Genomic DNA, 17137 nt, shown 5'->3' with positions numbered 1-17137 from the left:
GGCCTAGAAGGACTCCGTGGAACTGAACAGGCCGACCCGCAGGTCGGCGGCGTGGTAGATCTCTTTACCGTCGACAGCGACCGTGCCGTCGGCGATACCCATGATGAGTTTGCGCTCGATCACCCGCTTCATGTGAATGTGGTAAGTCACCTTGCTGGCGCTGGGCAGGATCTGCCCGGTAAATTTCACTTCACCGGAGCCCAGGGCGCGGCCGCGACCGGGGTTGCCGCGCCAGCCCAGGAAAAAGCCCACCAGCTGCCACATGGCATCAAGCCCCAGGCAGCCGGGCATTACCGGGTCACCGGGGAAGTGGCACTGGAAGAACCACAGGTCCGGGTGGATATCCAGCTCGGCGATAATCTCGCCCTTGCCGTACTTTCCGCCTTCGGAGGCAATGTGGATGATACGGTCCAGCATCAGCATGTTGTCGATGGGGAGCTGGGCGTTGCCGGGGCCGAACAGATCGCCGTTTCCGCAGGCGATGAGTTCCTCTTTGGCGTAAGCGCTTTTTCCGGTCATAGTGATTCCAGTTGTGCCCTGATTCGCACGGTGGGCGCGCCGGTTTTGGGCGGGTGATGGCCGGTTTGGTGCAGGCCGGCCAGGGGTGTCGATGGTTCAAGCGTGCCCATTCTAATGGTTGCGGCCCACAAGTCCAGCGCGCCGCCGGCTGGCTCTGCGCGCCGGCTATCGGCTAACATGGTCGGCCCCGTGGGGGTCGGCCCGGATATTGCTAGACTCCCTGCCAGCCCGCCGTGGCGGGCCAATGACGCCAAGGAAAACTATGCTAGTCCCGGTATTGCTGTCCGGAGGAGTCGGGAGCCGACTCTGGCCCGTCTCCCGCGAACTTCATCCCAAACAATTGCTGCCCCTGGCGGGGGAGTTTTCCATGCTGCAGGCCACCCTGCAGCGCACCGGCGGCCTGTCGGCGGCGGCGCCGCTGGTGGTGTGCAACGAAGAGCACCGCTTCATGGTGGCCGAGCAGCTGCGCCAGATCGACATCGACCCGACGGCGCTGATACTGGAACCGTCCGGGCGCAACACCGCCCCCGCCGTGGCCCTGGCCGCCCTGCACCTGCAGGCGCTGGATCCGGAGGCGGTGATGTTGGTGCTGCCGGCGGATCACCTGATCCAGCAGGTAGCGGCCTTCGGCGCCGCGGTGAGCGCCGCCCTGCCGCTGGCCGAGGCCGGCCGCCTGATGACCTTTGGCGTGGTGCCCGCCACGCCCGAAACCGGCTATGGCTACATTCGCCGCGGCGCGACGGTGGGCGAGGGCGTGTTTGACCTCGATCGCTTCGTCGAGAAGCCCGACGCCGCCACCGCCCAGGGCTACCTGGACAGCGGCGAATACCTGTGGAACAGCGGCATGTTCCTGCTGCGGGCCGACAGCTACCTCGCCCAGCTGGCGCAGCACGCCCCGGCCATGCTCAGCGCCTGCCGCGAGGCCATGGAAGGCGCCGCCAGCGACCTGGACTTTGTGCGCCCCGACGCATCAGCCTTCGCTCGCTGCCCCTCCGACAGCATCGACTATGCCGTGATGGAGCACACCGACGCCGGTGGCGTGGTGGCGCTGGACTGCGGCTGGTCGGATATCGGCGCCTGGTCTGCCCTGTGGGAAGTGGGCGAGCGCGACGGGCAGGGCAATGTGGCCAGCGGCGATGTGCTGCTGGACAACTGCAGCAACAGCTACTTCCGCAGCGACTCGCGCCTGGTGGCCGCCACCGGGGTTAAGGACCTGGTGGTGGTGGAAACCTCCGACGCGGTGCTGGTGGCCGATCGCAACCAGGTGCAGGACGTCAAGCGCCTGGTGACTGCCCTGAAGGCCCAGCAGCGCCCCGAGGCCGAGCTGCACGCCAAGGTCTACCGCCCCTGGGGCTCCTATGAATCCCTGGTGGAGGGCGAGCGCTTCCAGGTCAAGCGCATCATCGTCAACCCCGGCCAGAAGCTCTCCCTGCAGATGCACCACCACCGTGCGGAGCACTGGATCGTGGTGCACGGCACGGCGGAAGTCACCTGCGAAGACCGCGTTTTCATGCTGGCCGAGGACGAGTCCACCTACATCCCCCTCGGTCACAAGCACCGCCTGGCCAATCCCGGCCGCATCCCGCTGGAGCTGATTGAAGTGCAGTCCGGAACCTATTTGGGTGAAGACGACATTGTGCGCTTTGAAGATGTTTACGGTCGTGGTGCAGAATCATCCGACCCCACCAAGGAGAACGATGCATGATCACCAAATGCCTGTTTCCGGTTGCTGGCTACGGCACCCGCTTCCTGCCCGCCACCAAAAGCATGCCCAAGGAAATGCTGCCCATCGTCAACAAGCCGCTGGTGCAGTACGGGGTGGAGGAAGCCATCGAGGCGGGCATGAACACCTGCGCCATGGTCACCGGCCGCGGCAAGCGCGCCATTGCCGACCACTTTGACATCAACTTTGAACTGGAGCACCAGATTGCCGGCTCCGGCAAGGAGGTGTACCTGGAGAGCATCCGCAACGTGCTCGACAACGGCATCTTCACCATGGTGCGCCAGCGGGAGATGAAGGGCCTGGGTCACGCCATCCTGACCGGGCAGTCGCTGGTGGGCAACGACCCCTTCGGCGTGATTCTTTCGGATGACCTGTGCATCAACGACGGCCCCGGCGTGCTGTCGCAGATGGCCGAGCTGTACAAGCAGTTTCGCTGCTCCATTGTCGCCATCCAGGAAGTGCCGAAGGACGAAGTGAACAAGTACGGGGTAATTGCCGGCGAACCCTTGAAGGACGGCATTTACCGGGTGGATGAAATGGTGGAGAAGCCGGACCCGGCGGACGCCCCCTCCAACCTCGCCATCATCGGCCGCTACATCCTGACCCCGGATATCTTCGACATCATCCGCGACACGCCCCCCGGCGCCAACGGCGAGGTGCAGCTGACCGACGCCCTGCAGACCCAGGCCAAACAGGGCTGCGTGATGGCCTACAAATTCAAGGGCCGGCGCTTCGACTGCGGCAGCGTGCCGGGCTTTGTCGAGGCCACCAACTATGTCTACGAAAACATCTACAGCAAGGGATAGCCAATCCGTGGATAGCATCACCTGTTTCAAGGCCTACGACGTACGCGGGCGCATTCCCGACCAACTCAACGAAGACATCGCCCGCCGTATCGGCCGCGCCTATGCCGAGGTGGTAAAGCCGCGCAAAGTGGTGGTGGGCCACGACATCCGCCTTACCTCGGAGGCCATCAAGGCGGCGCTGAGCGAAGGGCTGATGGAGCAGGGGGTCGATGTGTACGACATTGGCTTAAGTGGCACTGAGGAGATCTACTTCGCCACCTCTCACGCCGGTATGGACGGTGGTATCGCGGTTACCGCCAGCCACAACCCCAAGGACTACAACGGCATGAAGTTCGTGCGCGAGTCCTCCAAGCCCATTTCCGGCGATACCGGGCTATTCGATATTCGCGACCTGGCCGAGCGCAACAACTTTACGCCGGCGGCCCGGCGCGGCGAGTTGCACGCGCTGGATACCGATGCCGCCTACATTGAGCACCTGCTCGGCTATGTCGATGTGGCCGCCCTGAAGCCGCTCAAGATTGTGGTGGATGCCGGCAACGGCGGCGCCGGTCGCATCATCGACCTGCTCGAACCGCACTTGCCCTTTACCTTCATCAAGCTGCACCACGAGCCCGATGGCAACTTTCCCAACGGGGTGCCCAACCCCCTGCTGGAAGAAAACCGCAGCGCCACCATTGCGGCGGTGCGCGAGCAGGGTGCCGACCTTGGCATTGCCTGGGACGGCGACTTCGACCGCTGTTTTTTCTTTGATGAAAACGGCGCCTTTATCGAAGGCTACTACCTGGTGGGGCTGCTGGCTGAGGCGTTTTTGCAGAAGGAGCCGGGGGCCGGCATCGTGCACGACCCGCGCCTGACCTGGAACACCGTGGCCATCACCGAGCAGCTTGGCGGCACACCCATCCAGAGCAAGACCGGCCACGCCTTCATCAAGGAGCGCATGCGCAAGGAGAATGCGATCTACGGCGGCGAGATGAGTGCCCACCATTATTTTCGCGACTTCGCCTACTGCGACAGCGGCATGATCCCCTGGCTGCTGGTGACCGGCCTGATGGCCCAGCACGGCAAGACCCTGTCGGCCATGGTGGCCGAGCGCATGGTGGCCTTCCCCTGCAGCGGCGAGATCAACCGCACCATCGACGACCCGGCCGCCGTGCTGGCCATGGTGGAGGCGCGCTATGCCGATGCCGCCGAGGCGGTGGAAAAGGTGGATGGCCTGAGCATGTGCTTTGCCGACTGGCGTTTTAACCTGCGCATGTCCAACACCGAGCCGGTGGTGCGGCTGAACGTGGAAGCCCGCGCCGACGCGGCGCTGATGCGTGACAAAACCCGGGAATTACTGGCACTGATGGACGCTTGAGGCTACTCCCCCCGGGGCGGTGGTGCCGTACCCCGGGTGGCCCTGGACGCCGCCTCTGATCAGGCGGCTACCAGCAGTTTCGGGCGGCGCGCGCTTGCGCTGTCCGGTTCCGGCGCCGGTTCGAGAATATCCACGCTTATCCCGCGGCCCTCGGCGGTGCTGCAGAAATCGGCAAGCGCCTCCTCTACATCGTAATTGACGTAGACACAGCCACGTTTATCGATCACCACATGGGCGCCGCCCGGAATCTTGCTCAACTCCTTGCGGATGGCGCCCTTGTTGAGAAAGGTAACTTCCTCCGCCAGGCGCAGCGTTACCAGCAGCCGGTTGTCCTGCTCGGTGCTTTCCCGACGGTGCAGGAAGTGGGAATTGCGGTAGTTGCGCTGCAGCAGGGCGAGGATGGCAACCGCCATGCCCAGGCCCACGCCGGTCAGCAGGTCTGTCAGCACTACCGCCGAGACGGTCACGATAAAGGGCAGGAACTGCTCCGGGCCACAGTGCCACATTTTGCGGAACAGGGCCGGCTTGGCGAGTTTGTAGCCGGTGACCAGCAGCACCGCCGCCAGCACGCCCAGCGGAATGGCATTCAGCCAGTGCGGCAGGGTGGCAACACACACCAGCAGCAGGCCGCCGTGGATCATGGTGGAGGCCCGGGACTTGGCGCCGCTTTGCAGGTTCACCGAGCTGCGCACAATCACCTGGGTCACCGGCAGGCCGCCAATCAGGCCGGACACACTGTTACCCACGCCCTGGGCCACCAGCTCGCGGTTGGTGGGTGTGGTGCGTTTTTCCGGATCCATCTTGTCGATGGCCTCGACGCTCAGCAGGGTTTCCAGGCTGGCCACCACGGCGATGGTGATGGCCACTGTCCACACCGTGGCATTGGTGATCTGGGAAAAATCAGGCAGGGTGAACAGGCTGACAAATTCGCCAAAGCCCGAGGCCACCGGTACGCTCACCAGCTGCGCCGGCAGCAGCGCCAGGGAGTCGGATGCGGCAAAGGCAAAATGCAGCAGCACCGCTGCCGATACGGCCACCACCGGCCCCGGTAGCATGCCCAGCCAGCGGCTTTGCTTGACCGGGCGGGTTTCCCAGCCAATCAGTATGGCAAGGGACAGCAGGGAGATCAGGATCACCCCCGGGTGCACCATGGCCAGCAGTTCGCCGAGCGAAGTGGCCGCAGAGGCGCCGCCTGATTCCAGCATGGCAATGTTGCCGGTGGCATTGTCGCCAAGGCCAAAGGCATAGGGTATCTGCTTCAGGATAATAATCAGCCCGATGCCGGTCAGCATGCCGTTGATCACCGAGGTGGGAAAGAAATAACCCAACACACCGGCGCGCAGTGCGCCGAGCACTACCTGCAAAATACCACCGAGTACCACGGCAAGCAGGAAGGTTTCATAGGCGCCCAGGCTTTCGATGGCGCTGAGCACGATCACCGTCAGGCCAGCTGCCGGGCCGGATACGCCGAGGGCGGAGCGGCTGATGCCCCCCACAACGATGCCGCCGACAACACCGGCAATCAGGCCGGCAAACAGCGGCGCGCCGGAAGCCAGGGCAACGCCAAGGCACAGGGGCAGGGCGACAAAAAAGACGACGATGCTGGCGGGGATGTCTTTTTTCAGGTGGTGCAGGCTCATTGCTGCGGTTTCCTCTGGAGTTGGACGAGGGCGCCTAGCCTAGTGAGCAAAACTTTCAACAACCTTTCACCCGCCGCCTTTTTTCCTTTTTTTTCGCGCTGGCGAACTTCGGCGGCTTTGCCGAGTCATAACGTGCTGGTCCATTTTTTGAGAGGCACATGAATATTCTGCTGGTGGAAGACGACCCCCTGATTGCCGAGGGCCTGCTCAAAGCGTTCCGCCAGGCGGGGCACAGCGCTACCCATGTTACCCACGGCGCCCGGGCTGATGGCCTGCTGTGTGCCTACGACATGGATCTGGTGATCCTCGACCTGGGCTTGCCCGACATGGACGGTGTAGAGGTGCTGCGCAAGCTGCGCTCGCGCCGCGACCGCACGCCAGTGCTGGTGCTCACCGCCAGGGACGGGGTAGAGCAGCAGGTGATTGCGCTGGATGCCGGGGCCGATGACTACCTGGAAAAACCCTTTGACCTGCGCGAGTTCGAGGCGCGGGTGCGCGCCCTGTTGCGGCGCAGCAATGCCCAGGCGGCGGACGAGGTGACAGTGGGCGCCCTCAGCGTTTCGCCTTTTCACCGCTCGGCCACGCTGCAGGCCGAACGCCTGGAGCTGCCCAGCCGCGAGTACGAAATTCTCGAGGCGCTGGCGCTGAACAGCCCGCGGGTGGTGACCAAGGCGCGCCTGGCGCAGCGCCTGCTGACCCAGGGCGACGAGGTGGGCGATAACGCGGTGGAGGTGTATGTCCACCGCTTGCGCCGCCGCCTGCAGCGCAGCGGCCTGATGATTCGCACCCTGCGCGGCGTTGGCTACCTGCTGGAGCAAGAGGCCTGATGCGCAGGCTCGGGCTCAGGGCCCAGCTGCTGTTGCTGGTGGGTGGGCCGCTGTTCCTTTTGCTGTTGGTGGAGTCGCTGGTGTCTTACGCCATTGGCCTGCACACGGCCAACCAGATTTTCGACCGCTGGCTGCTGGACTCGGCCTATTCGCTGGCCCTGGAGGTGCAGGAGGACGATGGCAAGATCCGCTTCCGGGCGGACCCAACCGCGATAGAGATGTTCGAGTGGGATGAGCTCGACAGCGTTTACTTTCATGTGGCCGGCCTGAACGGCGAATACCTGGCCGGCCGGCCCCAGGCCTGGTTGCAGCCAGACATCGGGCAGTTGGCCCTGGGGCCTGTGTTTTCCGACACCCATATCGATGGCAGCCGGGTGCGAAGCGTGAGTGTGCTGGCCGACCTGGGCGGGGGCGAGGCGGCGGTGATCAGCGTTGCCGAAACCCTCAACAAACGCACTCCGCTGGTGGAAACCCTGCTGGCGGAAGTGCTGGGCTCCAAGCTGGCGTTCTTTATTGCCGCCCTGCTGGTGGTGGGGCTGGCGGTGCAGCGCGGTATTCGTCCGCTACTGGTGCTGGGCCATGAGCTCGCCCGCCGTTCCTCCCGCGACCTGACGCCAATACAGGTGCGCTCCGCGCCGGAAGAGGTGGACCTGATTGTGGAGAATACCAACCAGTTGCTGCACCGGCTGGAGGCGGCGCTGGATTCGCGCGAACAGTTTATCGGCAACATCTCCCACCAGATGAAAACACCCCTGGCGGGCATCAAGCTGCAGGCCCAGCTGGCCCTGCGTGAAGATGACCTGGCCTCGGTGCATTCTGCCCTGGATGCCACCTCCCGCGCCGCCGACCGCATGGCTCACGTGAACGCCCAGCTGATGAAACTGGCCCGCGCCGAGGCGGCGGTGGGGCGCGGTTTGCAGGTGGAGCCGGTGGATCTGGTGGAAGTGGTGAACGACGTCGTCGAGCAATTGCACGGCCTGGTGGTGAGCCGGGGCGTCACCGTCGATCTGGCCCTGCCACCGGATGAACTGGAGGTGCTGGGTGAGTACATGCTGCTGCGCGAAATGACCTGGAACCTGCTGGAGAACGCGGTGCGCTATGTGCACGCCGGGGGCCGCGTGTGGGTCACGCTGGAGTGTGTGGGGCAGGAGGTCATCCTGATCGTCGAAGACGACGGGCCGGGGATTGCGCCCACGCACTGGCCGCGGCTGTTCGAGCGCTTTTATCGCTGCAACACCACCAACCCGGAGGGCTGTGGCCTGGGCCTGCCGATTGTGCGCGAGATCGCGCTGGCCCACGGCGCCAGCGTGGATGTGGTGGCGCCGGAGCGCGCCGGCGGGGCGCGCTTTATCGTGGTGTTCCCAGCACTGGCCGCCGCCGCGGCCTGAGCGGCCGGCTGGGTCAGTGCTGGTGCTGGCGCCACTGGGCAATGAGCGCCTCGGTGGCCGCATCCAGCGCCGTGGTGCGCGCTGCGCCACCCATCCGCTCGAAGATGTCCACGCCGATCTCCTTGCCGAGTTCCACGCCCCACTGGTCGAAGGGGTTGATGCCCCACAGCTGGCCGCTGCAGAAGGTGCGGTGTTCGTAGAGCGCGATAAGGGCGCCCAGGCTGTGGGGGGTGAGGGCGGCGAAGCTGATCACACTGTTGGGGCGGTTGCCCGGCATGGCCAGGTGTGGCGCCAGGCGCGCGGCCTCGTCGCTGGAGAGCCCCCGCGCCAGCAGTGAGTCGCGGGCCTCTTCCACGCTGCGGCCCACCAGCAGGGTGCGGCTCTGGGCCAGGCCGTTGGCCACCAGGCGGCGGTGCTGTTCGGCCATGCCGGTGTGGGTGGTCAGCGGCAGAATAAAATCCACCGGGCACAGCCGGGTGCCCTGGTGCAGTAGCTGGTGGAAGGAGTGTTGGCCCATGGTGCCGGCGCTGCCCCACAGCACCGGGCCGGTGTCGTAGGCAAGGGCTGTGCCGTCGCTGGCCACGCGCTTGCCGTTGCTCTCCATGGTGAGCTGCTGCAAAAAGTCCGGCAGTCGGGCCAGGCCTTGATCGTAGGGCAGCACCACATGGTTGCCGGCGCCAAAACCGTTGCCGTACCACACCTCCAGCAAGCTCAGCAGCATGGGCAGGTTGTCTGCCGGCGGCGCGCTGGCGAAGTGGGCATCCATGGCGGCGGCGCCGTCAAGAAACTGCTCGAAGTGCTCCCAGCCCAGGGCGATGGCGCAGGACAGGCCAACCGCCGACCATACCGAATAGCGGCCGCCCACCCAGTCCCACATGGGCAGGCAGTTATCGCCGGAAATGCCAAACTCTGCGGCGGCCGCCAGATTGGTGGTAATGGCCAGAAAGTGCCTGTCCAGGTCCGCGGCATGGGCGCCGGCGCGGGTGAGCCAGGCGCGGGCGGCCAGGGCGTTGGTCAGGGTTTCCTCGGTGCGAAAGGACTTGGAGCAGATGATAAAGAGGGTAGAGGCGGGGTCGAGGTCCAGCAGGGTGTCCTGCAGGTCTGCCGGGTCGACGTTGGCCACGTAGTGGCAGCGGATGTCGCCCTGGAAGGGCTTGAGCGCCTCGCTCACCAGGCGCGGGCCGAGGTCCGAGCCACCGATGCCGATATTCACCACATCGGTAATGGCCTCAGCGGAGAAACCGCGCTGCTCGCCGTTGTTGATGCGATCGGCCCAGTGGCGCATGCGCGCGCGGGTGGCCACCACCTCGGCAAACTTGTCCTCCAGTCCGGGGGCGCTGCTTGCCCGCAGCAGGCTGTGCAGGGCGGGCCGGCCCTCGGTGTTGTTGACCTCGCCGCCGCCCAGCAGGGCCTGGGCTTTTTGTGGCAGCTGCGCCTGTTCGGCCAGCGCCAGCAGTGTGCTGCGGGCCGCCCGGTCAAGCAGGTGCTTGGAATAGTCCAGGCGCAGCCCCGCCGCCTGGGCGACAAAGTCGCTGGCGCGCGCTGGGTCCTCGGCGAACAGGTGCTGGATGCTGGCGGATTTCAGGTCGAGCGCGAGCGCCTGCAGCGCGCCAAAGGCCGGCAGGTCGGTCAGTGAATACGAGGCTGTCATGGGCTTTCCCGGGCTGGAGAAAGCGGGCAAGTATAGGAAGCTGAACCGCAGGCTGTAAAGCCGGCGAGGGCCGGTTTGGCCCGTCCGGGTGAGCGCGCGGCAGCGCGCCGAAGGGGTGGCGCCAAGCGCCTGTGCTCGCAGCTGCGTTAATGGTCGCGCTGCACCGACAGGGCGGTCACCGCCAGCAGGGCATCCTTTGCCGATCCGGGTGGAATGTCCTGCAGGCAGGCCAGGGCCCGGTCGTGGTAGCGCTGGGCCTGCTCCCGGGTAAAGTCGCAACTGCCCCGGCGCTGCACGGCGCCAACGATGTCCGCCAGGTGCGCGGCGGACTTGCCGGCAACCGCCTCGCGCACCAGCGCCTGCTCTTCGGCGCTGCCGTGTTGCATGACATGGATCAGTGGCAGGGTCACTTTGCCCTCGGTCAGGTCGTCGCCCACGTTCTTGCCCATGGTGGCCGGGTCGCCCTCGTAATCCAGCACATCGTCAATCATCTGAAAGGCGATGCCGAGGTTAAGGCCAAAATCCGTCAGCTGCCGCCGGGCAGGTTCGGCCAGGCCCGACAGGGTGGCCGCGCCATAGCAGGCGGCGGCGAACAGGATGGCGGTTTTGCGGGTGATGACCTCGAGGTAGTCCGCCTCGGTGGTGTCCGGGTTGCCGGCGCGCACCAGCTGCAGCACCTCGCCCTCAGCGATGGTGTTGGTGGTATCTGCCATGTGGCGCAGGATGTCCCTGTCATCCAGGGTCACCATCAGCTGGAAGGCGCGGGTATAAAGGAAGTCACCCACCAGCACGCTGGGGGCGTTGCCGAACTCGGCATTGGCGGTGGGGCGGCCCCGGCGCAGGGTGGAGATGTCCACCACATCGTCGTGCAGCAGGGTGGCGGTGTGGATAAACTCAATGACCGCGGCAAAGGTGATGTGGCGCTCGCCACAGCCCCCCAGGGCGGCCCCGCACAGCAGGGCCAGCAGGGGGCGCAGGCGCTTGCCGCCAGCGTCCACAATATAGTGGCCGACGTTTTCCACCATATCGACGTCGGAGTGTAGCTGCTCGACGATCAGGCGGTTCACCGCCTCGAATTCAGCGGCGACGCTGGCGCGGATGTGCTGCATGGATGGGTGCCCCGGAAAATGCCGGATGCTAGGGTGCCCCCCTGGGGCTGTCAAGGCGGGCTCGGGCAGGCGGGCGCCGGCTGGGCAGCCCACCGCGCAGGCACGCAAGCCGGCACCCAGGCTCACATGACGGCACGGCAAATCAGGCCTTGCCCGGCGGGGGTGTTTTCAGTAGAATCGCCGCCCTCTGCATCTGCCCCCGGCCCCCGCGGCCCTGGTAGATGCTGTTTTCAACTGTTTGTGCCTGGCTCTGCCCCCTTGATTGACAAGGGTTTTTTGCAACCGCGAGCAGGCTAATTGAACGGAGCGCGCAATGTACGCAGTAATTGAAAGCGGTGGCAAGCAGCACCGCGTTGTTGAGGGCGAGACCCTCAAGCTGGAGAAACTGGAAGTGGCCACGGGCGAATCCGTGGAATTCGACCGGGTTCTGATGATCGGCGGTGACGATGTAAAAATCGGTACCCCGGTTGTCGCGGGCGGCAAGGTGACTGCAGAAGTCGTCAGCCACGGCCGTCACGACAAGGTGAAGATCGTTAAATTCAACCGTCGCAAGCACCACCGGAAGGAAACTGGCCATCGCCAGTGGTACACCGAGGTGAAGATCACCGGTATTAGCGGCTAAAGGAGGTCATCGACCATGGCACACAAGAAAGCTGGCGGTAGTACTCGTAACGGCCGCGATTCGGAAAGTAAACGCCTGGGCGTGAAGCGCTTCGGCGGTGAAGTGGTAAAAGCGGGCAACATTATCGTGCGTCAGCGCGGCACCCGCTTCCATGCTGGCGACAACGTTCGCATCGGCAAGGACCACACCCTGTTCGCAACCAGCGAAGGCAAGGTTGAGTTCGTGGTGAAAGGTCCAAAGAACCGCAAGTTTGTTCAGGTGGTGAGCGCCTGAACGACGGTTTGCATGAACCGGTAAACAAAGCCTCGTCAGATGACGGGGCTTTTTTTTGCCCGCTGCTTTTTAGCCGCTTGGGCCGGGCTGTGGCGGGCAATGCCCGGCGCGCAGGCGGGCCCAACCCGGGCCAGAATCAGTGTTAGAGTAAGTTTCCTCCCGCTCCCCGAAAGAGCCGAGAACCATGAAATTCGTAGATGAAGCAACAATCAAAGTTTTCGCCGGCAAGGGTGGCAATGGCTGCCTGAGCTTCCGCCGCGAAAAATACATCGAGAAGGGCGGCCCCGACGGCGGCGACGGTGGTGACGGCGGCAGTGTGTTCATGGAGGCGGATGAAAACCTCAACACTATGGTCGACTATCGCTTCCAGCGCAGCTACCGCGCCGAAAGCGGTGAGGCCGGGCGCGGGCGCAACTGCACCGGCAAGAGCGGCGACGACCTGGTGCTGAAGGTGCCCGTGGGCACCACCATCATCGACGAGGACAGCGGCGAGATTCTGGGGGACCTGTCGACCCACGGCGAACAGCTCAAGGTGGCCCAGGGCGGCTTTCACGGCCTTGGCAACACGCGCTTTAAATCCAGCACCAACCGCGCCCCGCGCCAGACCACGCCGGGCAGCGAGGGCGAGGCCCGCAACCTCAAGCTGGAACTCAAAGTACTGGCGGATGTGGGCCTGCTGGGCCTGCCCAACGCCGGCAAGTCGACCTTCATCCGCGCCGTGTCGGCGGCCACGCCGAAGGTGGCCAACTACCCCTTTACCACCCTGGTGCCCAACCTTGGCGTGGTGAAGGTGGATGCCCACCGCTCCTTTGTGGTGGCGGACATTCCGGGTTTGATCGAGGGCGCCTCGGAAGGGGCGGGGCTGGGCATTCGCTTCCTCAAGCACCTCACCCGCAACCGCATTCTGCTGCACATTGTGGACATGGCGCCCTGGGACGAGGTGACCCCGGCCGAGGCGGCGCTGTCGATTGTGCGCGAGCTGGAGCGCTTCAGCCCGACCCTGGCCCAGCGCCCGCGCTGGCTGGTGCTGAACAAAGCCGACCTGCTGGATGAAGACACCTTCGCCGAGCGTCGCCAGGCGCTGCTGGAAGCGCTGGACTGGCAGGGGCCGGTGTATGCGATTTCCGCCATCAGTGCCACCGGCACCGAGCGCATCTGCCAGGACCTGATGGTGCACCTTGAAGAACAGCGCGAGCGGGAGGCGGCGGACCCGCAGGTGCTGGAAGAAGAGCAGGCCACCGAGTCGCGCATGCAGGAAGAGGCCCGGGAGCGCATTGCCGCCCTGCGCGCCAGTCGCCGCCAGGGGCGTGATGACGACGACATCGATGACGATGATGACGACGTGGAAGTGGAGTACGTCCACTAGGCCGGCCATCATCGGGGCCTATTAACCGCGAAAACGAAAACGAAAACGAAAACGACAGTGACAGAACACGCAAAAGGGGCAGGGGCGTGAGTGAACGCAGTGAAGTCGCCGGGGCGCGGCGCTGGGTAGTGAAGGTGGGCAGCGCCCTGCTCACCAACGATGGCCGCGGGCTGGACCCGGCGGTGATTGGCCAGCTGGTGGATCAGCTGGCTGCCCTGCGCCAGCGCGGTTGCGAGGTGGTGCTGGTGTCCAGCGGCGCGGTGGCCGCGGGCATTGTGCGCCTGGGCTGGTCGGGCCGCCCCAGTGCCCTGCACGACTTGCAGGCCGCCGCCGCGGTGGGCCAGTCGGTGCTGGTGCAGAGTTACGAAAATGCCTTTTGCCACCACGGCATTGCCACCGCCCAGATCCTGCTGGGGCACGACGATGTGCTTGCCCGCGACCGCTACCTGAATGCCCGCGGCACCCTGACCACCCTGCTGCAACTGGGGGTGATGCCCATCGTCAACGAGAACGACACGGTGGTCACCGACGAAATCCGCTTTGGCGACAACGACACCCTGGCCGCGCTGGTGGCCAACCTGATCGACGCCGATGCCCTGTTGCTGCTCACCGACCAGCAGGGGCTGTTCAACGCCGACCCGCGGCACAACCCGAGCGCCGAACTGGTGCGCCAGTGCGATGTGCACGCGCCGGAACTGGACGGCATGGCCGGCGACGGCGGCGCCCTGGGCCGCGGCGGCATGGTCACCAAGCTGCGCGCGGCGCGCCTGGCGGCCCGCTCTGGCAGCGAGACCATCATCGCCTCGGGGCGCGAGGCCAACATTGTCCAGCGCGCCACAACGGGTGAAGACGTGGGCACCTGGCTGCGCACCGGCAAACAGCCCCAGAACGCGCGCAAGCAGTGGCTGGCGGGCATGGTGCGGGTGCCGGGCAGCGTGGAGCTGGACGACGGCGCGGTGCGGGTGCTGCGCGAATCCGGGCGCAGCCTGCTACCGGTGGGGGTGGTGGCCGTGCAGGGCAACTTCCAGCGCGGCGACATGGTGGCCTGCCGCGACAGCAGCGGCCGCGAAGTGGCCCGCGGGCTCATCAACTACAGCGCCGAGGAAACCCGGCGCCTGCAGGGTAGGGCGTCCTCGGCCATCGAGGGCATCCTGGGTTACCAGGGCGATGAGGAGCTGATCCACCGCGATAACCTGGTCGTGCTGTAGGTTGCTGCCGCTTGCGATAGCCAGCTGCGCGTTGCTATGGCTTGCTGCGGGGCGTTTGCCCTGTGGCAAGGCCCCGACTGCGAATCAGGCCAGCCATTTCCCCAATGGTGTTTTGCGCCACAGGAAGTCCATCAGCTTGCGCATGCCCTCGGCGCTCTTGGCGCTGTTGGGATAGGCGTTTTGCATCTTGCCGCCAAAGCGGTCGATGACAATGGGCATTTCATGGCAGTAGCCGCGCAGGCCCTTTTTGCCATTCACCTGGCCCACCCCGGACTGCTTGCGCCCGCCGAAGGGCGCGGCGGGAATGCCGTAACTCACCGCCATGTCGTTGACGCTGCAACTGCCGGTGTCGATGGCCTGGGCCAGGCGATAGCCTTTTTCCTTGTCTTTGGTCCACACGTTGCCGTTCAGGCCGAATTCGGAATCGTTGGCGAGCTGTAGCGCCTCCTCTTCGGAGGCCACCTTCTGGATGCAGAGAATGGGGCCGAAGGTTTCCAGGTTCATGATGTCCATGCGGTGGTCCACCTCGGTGATCACCGTGGGCTCGTAGTACAGCCCGGGCAGGTCCGGGTTGCGGCGCCCGCCCATGTGGATGGTGGCGCCCTTGGCGCGGGCGTCTTCCACGTGGGCCTCGATGATGGCCATCTGCCGGTCCCAGAACACCGCGCCCACGTCTTCTTCCCAGCCGTGCTGGCTGCCCTGTTTGACCTGCTTGCCTTTGTCCAGCACCCGGCGCAGAAACTCGTCGTACACCGACGCCACCACGTAGATGCGCTCGGTGCCGCAGCAGTAGTGGCCGGTGTTCATACACGAGCCCAGCCAGGCGCCGTCGGCGGCGCGGTCCAAGTCGGCGTCGGCGCACACGATCATGGCGTCGTTGCCGCCGAGTTCCAGCGTGCAGGGAATCAACTGGCTGGCGCAGGCCTCGGCCACCTTGCGGCCGGTGGCAACGCTGCCGGTAAAGGACACTTTATCCACCCCGCCGCGCACGATGGCGGCCCCGGTGTCGCCATCCCCCAGCAGCACCTGCAGCACGCCCTCGGGCAGGCCGGCGTCGCGCAAAATAGTCTCGGCCAGCCTGGCCGAGTAGGGGGTCACCTCGGAGCCCTTGGCCACCACTGTATTGCCCGCCAGCAGGGCCTGCACCGCCTGGTTCATCACCAGCACGAAGGGGCCGTTCCAGGGGGTGATCAGGCCCACCACCCCGAGGGGTTTGTAGACAATGCGCAGCTGCTTGGCGATGCCGATAATGCCGGGCACCTTGCGCTTGCGGGGCTTGAGGAATTGTTCCGCGTTTTTGGCGTAATAGCACAGGGAATCCGCCACCGAGAAAATTTCCATGCTCATGGCGTCGGTGCGGGCCTTGCCGGTTTCCGCCACCACGGTGTCGATGATCTCGTCCTGCCGCTCCAGCACCAGCTGCAGGGCCCGCTCGGCGATTTTCGCCCGCTCGCGGATGGGGGTGGCGGCCCAGGCCGGTTGGGCCCTGCGTGCGCGGGCGATGGCCTCGGCCACATCCTCGGCGTTGGCGCACACCAGCTCCCCGGTGGGTTCCAGGGTAACGGGGCTGCGCAGTTGCAGGTGGCGGCGGGAATCGGTGGATTCAATGGGCTCGTAGATGGCCATGGCAGGCTCCGGTTGGCGGTTATTGGCCCAAACTAATAACCGTTAGTCTGGGAGTCAATGGCATCTCGGCTCAGTCGGCTGGCCGCCGCGGTCATGTCCGCATTACAGGCGGGTGGCAAATATGGAATAATCGCGCGCTTGCCCCAATGCTGCGGAATCTTCATGTCGGTGTCTCCCACACTGCTGCTCACCCTGTACTGCCTTGCCATCGCGGGGTTTTCCCTGCTCGGCGGCATGCTGCCCAACTGGGTGAAAATGACCCATACCCGCACCCAGCTCATTATGAGCTTTGTGTCTGGCCTGATGCTGGGCGTCGCCTTCTACCACCTGCTGCCCCACAGCATGGCCCTGCTGGGGGGTACCAATGCGGCGGACGTGTCGGTGTGGTGGCTGATGATCGGCCTGGTGACGATGCTGCTGTTGCTGCGCATGTTCCACTTTCACCAGCACGACTTCAGCCAGGAAGAGCACAGCCATCACGACCACCGCCATAATGACCACACTCACGGCACCGTTCACAGCCTGAGTTGGGTCGGCATCGCCCTCGGGTTGGGTGTACACACCTTGATTGATGGGGTGGCGCTGGGGGCAGTTTTACAGGGCATGGTGGGTGGCCACGGTTTGGTGGGCCTTCTGGGGGTGGGGGTGTTTCTCGCTATCCTTTTGCACAAACCGCTCGACGCCATGTCCATTGTCACCGTCATGGAGGCCGGAGGCTGGAGTGCCGCCGCCCGTCGACGGGCCAATATCCTGTTTGCCCTGATGTGCCCGTTGGGCGCGCTGCTGTTTTACTTCGGGGTGGACTTGATGGGCGAGGCGCGCCACTACGGCGTGGCCGTTGCCCTCGCCTTTTCCGCCGGGGCCTTTGTCTGCATCGCCCTGAGCGACCTGCTGCCGGAGGTACACTTTCACAGCCATGACCGGGGCAAGTTGACCCTGGCTTTTATTGCCGGGATTGTCCTGGCCTACGGCATTGGCAGCCTGGAGCCGGCCGGGGCGCACCTGGCCCACTGACCCGGCCG

General features: G+C 65.1%; 16 protein-coding genes. 10 read left to right on the top strand and 6 right to left on the bottom strand.

Annotation, left to right across the window (positions count from 1 at the left end; genetic code table 11):
* Positions 1-3: 3 nt before the first annotated feature.
* Positions 4-519, bottom strand: a complete 516-nt coding sequence (gene fabA, locus DDZ17_RS13825) for a 3-hydroxyacyl-[acyl-carrier-protein] dehydratase FabA (RefSeq protein ID WP_116367544.1) — start codon at positions 517-519, stop codon at positions 4-6.
* Between the two features lie 262 nt (positions 520-781).
* Between fabA and DDZ17_RS13820 the strand changes: the two genes are divergently transcribed.
* The 3 genes from DDZ17_RS13820 to DDZ17_RS13810 are packed head-to-tail and all read left to right on the top strand — an operon-like array spanning position 782 to position 4405.
* On the top strand, positions 782-2224 hold the full coding sequence (locus DDZ17_RS13820; RefSeq protein WP_277749321.1) for a mannose-1-phosphate guanylyltransferase/mannose-6-phosphate isomerase: 1443 nt from the start codon (positions 782-784) through the stop codon (positions 2222-2224).
* Entirely contained in the window at positions 2221-3048 is an 828-nt protein-coding gene (gene galU / locus DDZ17_RS13815; RefSeq protein ID WP_116367542.1) for a UTP--glucose-1-phosphate uridylyltransferase GalU, read from the top strand. The genes DDZ17_RS13820 and galU overlap by 4 nt, the downstream gene beginning before the upstream one ends.
* Before the next feature lie 7 nt (positions 3049-3055).
* The gene (locus tag DDZ17_RS13810; RefSeq protein ID WP_116367541.1) at positions 3056-4405 is read left to right on the top strand and encodes a phosphohexomutase domain-containing protein; all 1350 of its coding nucleotides are present in this window, start codon (positions 3056-3058) and stop codon (positions 4403-4405) included.
* A 59-nt stretch (positions 4406-4464) separates the two neighbouring features.
* Here the strand turns inward: DDZ17_RS13810 and DDZ17_RS13805 are convergent, their stop codons facing one another.
* Complete coding sequence (locus DDZ17_RS13805; protein ID WP_116367540.1) at positions 4465-6045, bottom strand: SulP family inorganic anion transporter; 1581 nt, start codon at positions 6043-6045, stop codon at positions 4465-4467.
* Between the two features lie 158 nt (positions 6046-6203).
* Here DDZ17_RS13805 and DDZ17_RS13800 point away from each other — a divergent pair, with 158 nt between their 5' ends.
* Positions 6204-6872, top strand: coding sequence for a response regulator (locus DDZ17_RS13800; protein WP_116367539.1), 669 nt, complete (start codon positions 6204-6206; stop codon positions 6870-6872).
* Positions 6872-8260: a sensor histidine kinase gene (locus tag DDZ17_RS13795; RefSeq protein WP_116367538.1), complete on the top strand. Its 1389-nt coding sequence runs from the start codon at positions 6872-6874 to the stop codon at positions 8258-8260. The genes DDZ17_RS13800 and DDZ17_RS13795 overlap by 1 nt, the downstream gene beginning before the upstream one ends.
* A 13-nt stretch (positions 8261-8273) precedes the next feature.
* Here the strand turns inward: DDZ17_RS13795 and pgi are convergent, their stop codons facing one another.
* Positions 8274-9911 carry a glucose-6-phosphate isomerase gene (gene pgi, locus DDZ17_RS13790; protein WP_116367537.1) on the bottom strand — a complete coding sequence of 546 codons (1638 nt, stop codon included), beginning with the start codon at positions 9909-9911 and terminating at the stop codon, positions 8274-8276.
* Positions 9912-10057: 146 nt separating this feature from the next.
* Positions 10058-11020, bottom strand: a complete 963-nt coding sequence (locus DDZ17_RS13785; protein WP_116367536.1) for a polyprenyl synthetase family protein — start codon at positions 11018-11020, stop codon at positions 10058-10060.
* 313 nt (positions 11021-11333) lie between these two features.
* Between DDZ17_RS13785 and rplU the strand changes: the two genes are divergently transcribed.
* The 4 genes from rplU to proB all read left to right on the top strand — a co-directional run bounded on the left by rplU (position 11334) and on the right by proB (position 14489).
* A complete protein-coding gene (gene rplU / locus DDZ17_RS13780) occupies positions 11334-11642 on the top strand; it encodes a 50S ribosomal protein L21 (protein WP_116367535.1) in 309 nt (102 codons plus the stop codon).
* A 15-nt stretch (positions 11643-11657) separates the two neighbouring features.
* On the top strand, positions 11658-11915 hold the full coding sequence (gene rpmA, locus DDZ17_RS13775; RefSeq protein ID WP_116367534.1) for a 50S ribosomal protein L27: 258 nt from the start codon (positions 11658-11660) through the stop codon (positions 11913-11915).
* 184 nt (positions 11916-12099) lie between these two features.
* On the top strand, positions 12100-13281 hold the full coding sequence (cgtA, locus tag DDZ17_RS13770) for an Obg family GTPase CgtA (protein WP_116367533.1): 1182 nt from the start codon (positions 12100-12102) through the stop codon (positions 13279-13281).
* A gap of 86 nt (positions 13282-13367) precedes the next feature.
* Positions 13368-14489 (top strand): glutamate 5-kinase, encoded by a 1122-nt coding sequence (gene proB, locus DDZ17_RS13765; protein WP_116367532.1) that lies wholly within the window; start codon positions 13368-13370, stop codon positions 14487-14489.
* An 84-nt stretch (positions 14490-14573) separates the two neighbouring features.
* On the opposite strand, the gene DDZ17_RS13760 is transcribed toward proB, so the two are convergent.
* Together DDZ17_RS13760 and DDZ17_RS22910 are read right to left on the bottom strand one after the other, a co-directional pair.
* Entirely contained in the window at positions 14574-16115 is a 1542-nt protein-coding gene (locus DDZ17_RS13760; RefSeq protein ID WP_116367531.1) for an aldehyde dehydrogenase family protein, read from the bottom strand.
* Between the two features lie 32 nt (positions 16116-16147).
* A complete protein-coding gene (locus DDZ17_RS22910; protein WP_277749320.1) occupies positions 16148-16279 on the bottom strand; it encodes a hypothetical protein in 132 nt (43 codons plus the stop codon).
* On the opposite strand from DDZ17_RS22910, the gene DDZ17_RS13755 reads away from it, so the two are divergent.
* Positions 16278-17129, top strand: coding sequence for a ZIP family metal transporter (locus tag DDZ17_RS13755; RefSeq protein ID WP_116367530.1), 852 nt, complete (start codon positions 16278-16280; stop codon positions 17127-17129). The two genes, DDZ17_RS22910 and DDZ17_RS13755, sit on opposite strands and share 2 nt — an antisense overlap.
* The last annotated feature ends 8 nt before the right edge of the window (positions 17130-17137 follow it).

Origin of the sequence: Parahaliea mediterranea (assembly GCF_003402235.1) — a bacterium.
Taxonomy (GTDB): Bacteria; Pseudomonadota; Gammaproteobacteria; order Pseudomonadales; family Halieaceae; genus Parahaliea; species Parahaliea mediterranea.
Note: the sequence above shows the minus strand (reverse complement) of the source record. Positions and strands in the feature narration are given on the sequence as shown.